Below are 9,762 nucleotides of genomic sequence, written 5' to 3'. Positions count from 1 at the left end.
CGCCGGCGCCGGCGCCCGCGGTCGGCATCCGCCCCGCCGAAGCCACCTCCCCGCCGTCCGGGGCGTACAGCGCGGCCCGGCCGCCCACCCGCTGGGCGAGCTGGCGCAGGACCGACGGGACGGGGTCCGGGCGGGCCGCCGCGGCGGCCAGGCTCTGCTGGGCCTCCGTGACGCGGCGGAGTTCGGTGTGGCGGGCCTGGGCCATGAGTTGCCAGACCGCCCGGGCCACGCCGGAGAAGGTCGTGCGGGGCGGGACCTCCACCAGCGGCAGGCCGTAGTCGTCGCAGGCCACGACGAGGGCGCGCGGGACCGTGTCGTGCACCGGGGCCAAGCCGAAGCCGAGGGCGGCGCCGCCCGCCTCGACGATCCGGGAGACGTAGTCGTCGAAGTACGTGCCCGAGCCCGCCGCCTCCGGCACGTGCACCCCCGCCGTGAGCAGCAGCTCGCCGCCGAGGAGATAGGGGTACGGGTCCGCCATCTCCGAGGTGTGCGCCCAGTGGATCACCGTGGCCGAATCCTGGGGGCCCGCGATCTGCCGCAGGCCTAGGTCCTCCCGGGCCAGCAGTGCGGCGAGAGGGACGGGAGGTGTGGGTGGGACAGCGGGGGCGGGGCCTGGAACGGCAGGGTCCGGCATGGTGGACGTTTCCTCCATCGGATCCGGTGACTGTGGATGAAACGTACACTTCTTCGTTGCTTTCCGGCCACCTAGGGTCGTCCCCACCGGAGGCCGCGGGTACGGGCGGATGTCCCCGCGAACAGGCCACGCGAAGACACGAGGCGAAGAAGCCATGGCGACGACGTCATGCGGCGACGCCACGCGCGGTCGGTCACCGGCGAACCCCCAGCACACACCCACCCGCACGACACGCCACCGAACGCGCGAAGAGGAGCCCCCCAATGGCCGTCGACTACACAGTGATCGTCGTCTATCTGGTCGGCATGCTGGCCGTGGGCTGGTGGGGCATGCGCCGCGCCAAGTCCAAGAGCGAGTTCCTGGTCGCCGGGCGGCGGCTAGGCCCGACGATGTACTCCGGCACCATGGCCGCGATCGTCCTCGGCGGCGCGTCCACCATCGGCGGCGTCGGCCTCGGCTACCAGTACGGGCTCTCCGGCGCCTGGATGGTCTTCAGCATCGGCCTCGGGTTGCTGGCCCTCTCCGTCTTCTTCTCGGCCCGCATCGCCCGGCTGAAGGTCTACACCGTCTCCGAGATGCTCGATCTTCGGTACGGCGGCCGGGCCGGTGTCATCTCGGGCGTCGTCATGTGGGCGTACACCCTCATGCTCGCGGTCACGTCGACCATCGCGTACGCCACGATCTTCGACGTCCTCTTCGACATGAACCGCACGATCGCGATCATCCTCGGCGGCTCGATCGTCGTCGCGTACTCGACGCTCGGCGGCATGTGGTCGATCACCCTCACCGACATGGTGCAGTTCGTCGTCAAGACCATCGGTGTGCTGCTGCTCCTGCTGCCCATCGCCGTCGTCAAGGCCGGCGGGTTCAGCGAGATGAAGGCGCAGCTGCCCACCGAGTACTTCGACCCGCTGGGCATCGGCGGCGAGACGATCTTCACGTACGTGCTGATCTACACGTTCGGCATGCTGATCGGGCAGGACATCTGGCAGCGCGTGTTCACCGCGGGTAGCGACCGCACCGCCAAGTGGGGCGGCACCGTCGCGGGCACCTACTGCCTGGTCTACGCGCTCGCCGGTGCCGTCATCGGCACGGCGGCCAAGGTCCTCTACCCGAAGCTGGACAGCGCCGACGACGCCTTCGCGACCATCGTGAAGGACGAACTGCCCATGGGCGTACGGGGGTTGGTCCTCGCCGCCGCCCTCGCCGCCGTGATGTCCACGTCCTCCGGAGCCCTCATCGCCTGCGCGACCGTCGCCAACAACGACATCTGGTCGCGGCTGCGCGGAGCCGTCACCACCGCCTCCGACTCCGGCACCACAGCCTCCGACGAGGAGCGCGACGAGGTCAGGGGCAACCGGGCCTTCATCCTCATCATGGGCGTCGCGGTGATCTGTACGGCGATCGCGCTCAACAACGTCGTCGAGGCCCTGACCGTCGCCTACAACCTGCTCGTCGGCGGCCTCCTCGTGCCCATCCTCGGCGGGCTGCTCTGGAAGCGCGGCACCGCCCAGGGCGCCCTCGCCGCCGTCGCGGTCGGCGGCCTCGCGGTGATCGGCCTGATGGCGTCCTACGGGATCCTCGCCAACGAGCCCATCTACTACGGGCTCCTCTCCTCCCTGGCCGTCTACGTGATCGTCTCGCTGGCCACCCCCGCCACCGACCCGGCGGTCCTCGCCGCCTGGCGCGAGCGGCTCGCGGGCCGCGGCTCCGAACCCGTGTCCGAATCGGTTCCGGCTCACCAGTAGAGTCGGAGAAGCAGCACATACGCGATGAAGCGTATGAATCGCAGGAAAGAAGGCATTACCCCCATGAGCAGTTACGAGACGCCCCGCGGCCCCGTCGACTCGTCCCGCGTGCCACGGTTCGCGGGCCCGGCGACCTTCGCCCGGCTGCCCCGGCTCGACGAGGTCGGCACCACCGACGTCGCCGTCGTCGGTGTGCCGTTCGACGCGGGCGTCTCGTACCGGCCAGGGGCCCGCTTCGGCGGCAACGCGATCCGCGAGGCGAGCCGGCTCCTGCGCCCGTACAACCCGGCCCAGGACGCCTCGCCCTTCGCCCTCGCCCAGGTCGCGGACGCCGGTGACATCGCCGCGAACCCGTTCAACATCAACGAGGCCGTCGACACCATCGAGGGCGCCGCCGACGAACTCCTCGGCACCGGCGCCCGGTTGATGACCCTCGGCGGCGACCACACCATCGCGCTGCCGCTGCTGCGCTCGGTCGCCAAGAAGCACGGCCCGGTCGCGCTGCTCCACTTCGACGCGCACCTCGACACCTGGGACACGTACTTCGGCGCCGAGTACACCCACGGCACCCCGTTCCGCCGGGCCGTCGAGGAGGGGATCCTGGACACCGAGGCCCTCTCCCACGTCGGCACGCGCGGCCCGCTCTACGGCCGGCAGGACCTCACCGACGACGAGAAGCTCGGCTTCGGCATCGTCACCTCCGCCGACATCTACCGGCGCGGCGCCGACGAGGTCGCCGACCAGCTCCGCCAGCGCATCGGCGACCGCCCGCTCTACATCTCCATCGACATCGACTGCCTCGACCCGGCCCACGCGCCCGGCACCGGCACCCCCGAGGCCGGTGGCATGACCTCGCGCGAGCTCCTGGAGATCCTGCGCGGCCTGGCCTCCTGCCACCTGGTCTCCGCCGACGTCGTCGAGGTCGCCCCCGCGTACGATCACGCCGAGATCACCTCCGTCGCCGCGTCCCACACGGCGTACGAACTGACCACCATCATGTCCCGCCAGATCGCGCAGGCCCGCGAGAAGAACGTGCAGGCGCCCGAGGAGACCGACGCCAAGTGACCCACGACCACGACCTGGTGCTCCGCCCGACCGCCGCGCAGACGGAGGCCGCACTCAACCCGCCCCCCGGACGCAACGGCGGAGACCTGGTCGTGGAGACCCTTACCGGTCTCGGCGCGACCACCGTCTTCGGCCTGCCCGGTCAGCACGCGCTCGGCATGTTCGACGCGCTGCGCCGCTCAGACCTCGCCTACATCGGCCTGCGGGTCGAGAACAACGCCGGGTTCGCGGCCGACGCGTACGGCCGCATCACCGGCGAAGCCGCCCCGCTGCTCCTGTCGACCGGCCCCGGCGCGCTGACCTCGCTGGCCGCGCTCCAGGAGGCCGCCGCCGCGAGCGCCCCCGTCCTCGCCATCAGCAGCCAGATCCCCGGCGCGGGACTCGGCGGCGGACGGCACGGCTATCTGCACGAACTCCCCGACCAGCAGGCCTCGTTCAGGGGCGTCGTGAAGTCCGTCCACACGGTCCGTACGCAGTCGCAGATCCCGTCCGCGATCGCCGAGGCCTGGGAATCGGCGCTCACCGCCCCGCACGGCCCGGTCTGGGTCGAGATCCCGCAGGACGTGCTGCTCGCCGAGACGTCACTGCCCGTCGTCACGGCCGCGGACGCCGCACCCCACGACCTGCCGCCACGCCCCGAACTGACCGCCGTGGCAGCCCACTTGCTCTCGACGGCCGCCCGCCCCGCGATCATCGCGGGCGGCGGAGTCGTACGGTCCGACGCGTCCGGCAAGCTGCGTCAGCTCGCCGAGCGCCTCAACGCACCGGTCGTCACCACCTTCGGCGGCAAGGGCGCCTTCCCCTGGAACCACCCGCTCTCCCTCCAGTCCTGGCTGGAGGACCGCCACACCACGGACTTCCTGGAGGACGCCGACGTCCTGCTCGTCGTCGGCTCGGGCCTCGGTGAACTCTCCTCGAACTACTACACGTTCAAGCCCCGCGGCCGGGTCATCCAGATCGAGGCCGACCTCGGCAAGCTGGAGTCCAACCACCCGGCCCTCGGCATCCACGCGGACGCCCGCCTCGCCCTGTCGGCGCTGCTCGAAACCCTGCCCGAAGGGACTGTTCCCGTACGGGAGGACGCGGAGGCCGCCGAACGCGTACGAACCGTGCTCGACCTCGTCCGCGAGCGCATCGACGCCCAGGAACTCACCCTGGAACAGCGGGTGTTGGCTGCAGTCCGTGAGGCCCTGCCCGACCGGTCGGCCAGCTTCTGGGACATGACGATCCTCGCCTACTGGGCCTGGTCCGCCTTCGACGCCCGCCGGCCGAACACCATGCACTCCGCCCAGGGCGCGGGCGGCCTCGGCTACGCCTTTCCGGCGGCCATCGGCGGCGCGGTCGCCGACCCGACCCACCCCGTCCTCGCGGTCTCCGGCGACGGCGGCGCGCTGTACTCCATCGCCGAACTCGCCACGGCCAGGCAGCACAACCTCGACGTGACCTGGCTCATCGTCGACGACGGGGGCTACGGCATCCTGCGCGAGTACATGACCGACGCCTTCGGCCAGGCCACGGCGACGGAACTGTCCCGCCCCGACTACGTGGCCCTCGCGGAGTCCTTCGGCGTCCCCGGCGTACGGACCACCCCGGACACCCTCGCCGACGACCTCGCCAAGTCCCTTGCCACGCCCGGCCCTTCGGTGGTCGTGCTGCCGGCGCTGCTGCGGATGTTCGCGCCGACGCACCTGGACTGAACCGCCCCTGCCCCGGAGATCCGGCCCGGACATGACGGTGGGGCGGCACCAGGCCGCCCCACCGTCATGTCCGTGGACCGCTCGCTCAGCGCAGGTACGCGCCGAAGTGCGCCGCCGTGGCGGGCGCGCCGAGGTCACCGGCGCCGAACGCGAACGACGACGTGGCGGTGAGGCCGCTCGCCGTGCCCTTCAGCACCCAGACCGCGCCGTTCTGGGCGTTCTCGGCCGTGGAACCGGCCGCGAGGTCGGAGTGGCCGTCGCCGTTGAGGTCCAGGAGAGCGGTGGTCACACCGAACTCGTCGCTGTTCTCGGCGACTCCGGGGATACCGGCGGTGTTCTGGTGGAAGGTCTTCGTTCCGGCGCCCGTGGCGCCGGAGGCGCTGCCGGGGACCAGGGCGATCGAGCCGGCGTCGTAGATGTCGCCGATGTCCTCGCCCGGGATGCCGAGCGCGATGTCGGCGTAGCCGTCACCCGTGACGTCCGCGACCGAGACCGACCCGCCGATCTCGTCCTCCTCTTCCTCGACTCCGGGGAACCCGGGGCTGTCCTGGTTGAAGGTCTGGACGCGGTCCGAGGACAGGCCGGTGGCCGAACCGAGAGCGACCTTGACGGTGCCGCTGCCCCAGTCGTTGCCGACCACGACGTCGTCGAAGCCGTCGTTGTTGACGTCCCCGACGCCGGTGCCCGTCTTGTTGCCGGCGGCCTCACCGGGGACCCAGCCGCTCTTGAAGCCCGTGCTGCCGCCACCGAGGAGCAGGCGGTTGCCGTAGACGCCGTCGCCCTTGTACTCCCAGACAACGATGTCGTCCTTGCCGTCACCGTTGACGTCACCGGTCTCGGCGGAGGTGTAGGGGCCGCTGATGGAGTCGGCGTCCTCCTCGCAGCCGCCGTTGGTGGCGCAGGAGGCGTCGTCGGCGTCGTAGCCCCACCACAGGGACTTGTCCAGGACGGGCAGGACGGCGGTGGGCGTGCCGGTCCGCGAGATCGGGCCCTTCCATACGGCGGCGGCGCTGCTGGGGGCTTCGTCGCCGAAGGAGGACACCTGCTCGAACAGGGCGAGGTCCGTCTTGCCGTCGCCGTCGAAGTCACCGGCCGTGGGGGACTGGCCGTACCCGGCTATCGCCGTGCCGCCGGTGAGTCCGGAGGCGGAGCCCCACAGGACGACGGAGCCGGCCTTGCCGCCCGAGATCACCAGGTCGCTGAAGCCGTCGCCGTCGAGGTCACCCTTGGTGAAGTTGGTCCCGAAGCGCTCGCTCGCGACGGCGGAGCCGGGAACGCCGCTGGTGGAGCGGCTGATGAGCTTCTTGTTGGAGGCTGAGACGCCACTGGCGGAGCCGTACGTGACGGCCACATAGCCCGCCTTGGCCTTGCTCGAGATCGTGGCGTTGGGGGCTCCCACGACCAGGTCGGCGTAACCGTCGCCGTTGAAGTCGTCCTGCGCGTCCGCGGACCCGGTGGCCGCCTGCGCCGAGCCCCCGGTGAGGGCCATGGCGCCGAATCCTCCGGCGAGCAGCACCGCGGCTGCCAGGGGTGCGGTGAGCGCGGTACGAGTTCGGCGGTGTGCTCGGGACATACGTAAGCCTTTCGAGTCGGTCGGTTCTGCACGCGGAATGCCGCGTTCAGTCAGTTCGACTCGATCGGAGCGCCCCCAGTTGTACGCCCCAATGTCATGGGTTCGTAACCGAGGGGACAGGTGTGGCGCTGAACTCCCTTTCTGTCACAGGGAGTTCAGTGCGGGTCACCGTCGGTCTACCAGATCGCCTCGACCCACTCGGGGTGGTCGATGAACGGGTTCCGGTTGCCCTGGTAGTTCGAGTAGATGAGCTCGTTGCGACGCTCCTCGAAGGCGCTGGGCGGGTCCGCCTCGTTCCACTGCTTCAGGACCGAGAGGCGGCCGTGGTAGGGGACGCTGCCGTTGGTGACGGCGTCGTTGGGCTCCAGGTCCTCCCAGGCGTCGTCGCCCTCGTAACGGACGGCCATGTAGAGGATCATGCGGGCCACGTCGCCCTTGACGGCGCTGCGGGGCTCGAAGGAGTTCGAGTCGGTGAGGCTGCCGCCGCTGTTGGTGAAGCTGCTGCCGCCGTTGTCGAAGTCCTTGTTGCCGCGGATGCTGTTGACCTGGACGTCCTCGGGGCGCAGGTGGTGCAGGTCGGTGCCGGGGCCGGCCGAGGTGCCGAAGTCGCCGTGCGACTGGGCCCACGTGTGCTCGCGGTTCCAGTTGCCGGTCGCGCCGCCGTTGAGGGTCTTGCTGCGCGAGATGCCGGAGTACAGCAGGACCACGTTGCTGCTGTTGTTCGGGTCCTGGTCGGTGACCTTGAGCGCGTTCCAGACCGCGGAGTACGAGATCGCGGTCTGGTCGCTGATGATCGAGTGCAGCGAGCTCTTGAGGGCCGTGCCGGTCTTGCCGATCGCGCCCGCGTAGTACGTGTCGTCGTACGCGGTGGTAGTTGCCGCGGCGGGGGTCGCGGCGACCGTCGGGAGCGTGAGGCCGACGAGGACGGCGGATACGCCTACCGCCAGCGCCTTCCAACTGCCTTTGTGCGCAACGGACATGGGGGTGCCCTTTCCCGGGAACGGCACGCGCCGGGACGCGGGATCCAGCTCGACGGGCCCGCGTTCTACGCGTGTTGACACTTCGGTCAATCGGGAGCGTGACATGGACATGGGGTCGCTCGTGTAACCGGGAGGAGGCGTTTGTGTGACGTTCTCGCATACGACGCAACCCCTGGCCGTTGCCGGTCCAGGGGCTGCGAAGAGCGAGGGTTCTCCCCAATTGGGGGAGGGATTGCCCTAGTTGACGTCCGAGGCGTCCAGGCGGTAGAGCGCCTGGGTGTTCTGAGTGCTCTGGGAGTCGGTGGAGGAATCGGACGACGAGGAGTCGGTACCGCCGTACTCGCTCGCCTTCACCGCCGTCGCGTGTTCCTGGACCCAGGCGGTCACCTCGGTGCCGGCGCTGTCTCCGCCGCCCATGCCACCGCCGCCGCCCATGCCGCCGCCGAGCACGATGTAGTGCAGCTCGCCCTTCTTCACGAGCTCCTTCAGCTTGGCGAGGGTCATGGCCTTGTCGCTGCCGGACCAGCCCCACATGGAGATGACGGGCTGCTTGGTGCTGACGATCAGCTGGGCCGCGCTCTGCGAACTGGACACCGCCACCAGCCACTTGGCGCCGTCGCGGTGCTTCTCCAGGTACGTGACCATTGCGCTGTCGGCGCCGCCACCGGGGCCGCCGCCCGCGCCACCAGGCCGGGAGGCGGTGCCGCCCTGTTCGCCGGTGCCGGAGGTGCCGTTCGGCGGGGTGCCGGTCTGGCCGTTGCCCTGCTCCTGGTCACCCTGTTGCTGGCCGTCGCCGGGCTGCTGGCCGTTGGGGGCGCCACTGGGCGGTGTGCCCGTCTGGCCGCCACCCGGGGCCTCGCCACCCGCCTGCTGACCACCCTGCTGCTGGCCGCCCGGTGCCTGGCCGCCACCGCCGCCGGGGAAGCCACTCCGGCCGCCACCGCCACCGCCGCCGGGACCGCCGCCCATGCCGCCACCCGTGGTGGGGCCGGCCGTCGGGTTCGTACCGCTCATGCCGCCGCTCGAACCCGCGGTCACCGAGGCCGCGTACGCGGTCGGTCCGGCGAGGGAGGCGGCGACGGCCGCGGTCAGGGCGACGGCGAGCAGTCGTACGCGCCGGCCCGACCGGAAGAGGAGGAGCCCGGCGATCGCCAGGACCATCACCGCGGCGACGGTCGGCCACAGCCACGAGTTCCAGCCGGAGGCCCGGCGCAGCAGCACCACGGCCCAGATGCCGGTCGCGGCGAACGCGACGGGCAGGACCCACAGCCACTTCTTGTCGGTGCGGAAGGCGTGCAGGAGCATCAGCCCGCCGCCTCCGCACAGCGCCGCGATGCCGGGGGCCAGGGCGGTCGTGTAGTAGGGGTGCATCGTGCCTTCGGCGAGGCTGAAGGTGAGGTAGTGCAGGGCGGTCCAGCCGCCCCACAGGACCAGTGCGGCCCGCGTGAGGTCCGTACGGGGGGCGCGACCGCGCAGTACGAGGCCGCCGACGAGGGCGATGGCCGTGAAGGGGAGCAGCCAGGAGATCTGGCCGCCGAGCACCTCGTTGAACATCCGGCCGATCCCGGCGGTCCCGGAGAAGCCGCCTCCGCCACCGCCTCCACCGCCGCCGTTGCCCTCGCCGCCGAAGACGCGGCCCAGGCCGTTGTAGCCCATGATCAGGTTCCAGGCGGTGCCGTCCGTCGAGCCGCCGATGTACGGCCGGTCGGAGGCGGGCACCAGCGACACGGCCGCCGCCCACCAGAAGCTGGAGACGGCGAGGGCGACCGCGGCGATCGTGAGGTTGCGCACCCGGCGCAGCCGGCCGCCCTGGGCCGCGTACAGGTAGACCGCGAAGACGGCCGGCAGGGCGATGTACCCCTGGAGCATCTTGGTGTTGAAGGCGAGGCCGAAGCAGACGGCCGAGCCGACGAGGGGGAGCAGCCTGCCGTTGTGGACGGCGCGCAGGGCCAGGGCGGCGCCCGCGACCATCAGGAAGACGAGCAGTGTGTCCGGGTTGTTGTCGCGGTTGATGGCGACGGTGATCGGGGTGAGGGCGAGCACGAGCGCGGCGACGGCCGCGGCG

7 protein-coding genes are annotated in these 9,762 nt (G+C 71.2%); 3 read left to right on the top strand and 4 right to left on the bottom strand.

Features of this window, described 5'->3' with window-relative positions:
* Nucleotides 1–652, bottom strand: a 652-nt coding sequence (locus tag AOK17_RS33115; RefSeq protein WP_169801967.1) for a PucR family transcriptional regulator ligand-binding domain-containing protein, incomplete at its 3' end; no start/stop codon positions are given.
* Nucleotides 653–897: 245 nt separating this feature from the next.
* On the opposite strand from AOK17_RS33115, the gene AOK17_RS33110 reads away from it, so the two are divergent.
* From AOK17_RS33110 to AOK17_RS33100, 3 genes are all read left to right on the top strand, one after another.
* Nucleotides 898–2,382, top strand: a complete 1,485-nt coding sequence (locus AOK17_RS33110) for a sodium:solute symporter family protein (protein WP_055616275.1) — start codon at nucleotides 898–900, stop codon at nucleotides 2,380–2,382.
* 63 nt (nucleotides 2,383–2,445) lie between these two features.
* Entirely contained in the window at nucleotides 2,446–3,447 is a 1,002-nt protein-coding gene (gene speB, locus AOK17_RS33105; protein WP_055616274.1) for an agmatinase, read from the top strand.
* Nucleotides 3,444–5,144: a thiamine pyrophosphate-binding protein gene (locus AOK17_RS33100; RefSeq protein ID WP_055616273.1), complete on the top strand. Its 1,701-nt coding sequence runs from the start codon at nucleotides 3,444–3,446 to the stop codon at nucleotides 5,142–5,144. Before speB ends, AOK17_RS33100 begins: the two co-directional genes overlap by 4 nt.
* An 85-nt stretch (nucleotides 5,145–5,229) precedes the next feature.
* On the opposite strand, the gene AOK17_RS33095 is transcribed toward AOK17_RS33100, so the two are convergent.
* The 3 genes from AOK17_RS33095 to AOK17_RS33085 form a co-directional block, all read right to left on the bottom strand.
* Nucleotides 5,230–6,717, bottom strand: coding sequence for an FG-GAP-like repeat-containing protein (locus AOK17_RS33095; protein ID WP_055616272.1), 1,488 nt, complete (start codon nucleotides 6,715–6,717; stop codon nucleotides 5,230–5,232).
* A gap of 176 nt (nucleotides 6,718–6,893) precedes the next feature.
* Entirely contained in the window at nucleotides 6,894–7,697 is an 804-nt protein-coding gene (locus AOK17_RS33090) for an endonuclease I family protein (protein WP_055616271.1), read from the bottom strand.
* Between the two features lie 237 nt (nucleotides 7,698–7,934).
* The coding region (locus AOK17_RS33085) for an ArnT family glycosyltransferase (RefSeq protein WP_055616270.1) at nucleotides 7,935–9,762 on the bottom strand (1,828 nt) is incomplete at its 5' end.

It is taken from the genome of Streptomyces phaeochromogenes (assembly GCF_001418655.1).
In the GTDB taxonomy this organism is placed as follows: domain Bacteria; phylum Actinomycetota; class Actinomycetes; order Streptomycetales; family Streptomycetaceae; genus Streptomyces; species Streptomyces phaeochromogenes.
This window is presented reverse-complemented; position numbering and strand designations above follow the sequence as displayed.

Bases quoted from the DNA above. Each gene is read 5' to 3' on its own strand.
- AOK17_RS33110 (WP_055616275.1), top strand. From the start codon at position 898: ATGGCCGTCGACTACACAGTGATCGTCGTCTATCTGGTCGGCATGCTG.
- AOK17_RS33095 (WP_055616272.1), bottom strand. From the start codon at position 6,717: ATGTCCCGAGCACACCGCCGAACTCGTACCGCGCTCACCGCACCCCTG.
- speB (WP_055616274.1), top strand. From the start codon at position 2,446: ATGAGCAGTTACGAGACGCCCCGCGGCCCCGTCGACTCGTCCCGCGTG.
- AOK17_RS33090 (WP_055616271.1), bottom strand. From the start codon at position 7,697: ATGTCCGTTGCGCACAAAGGCAGTTGGAAGGCGCTGGCGGTAGGCGTA.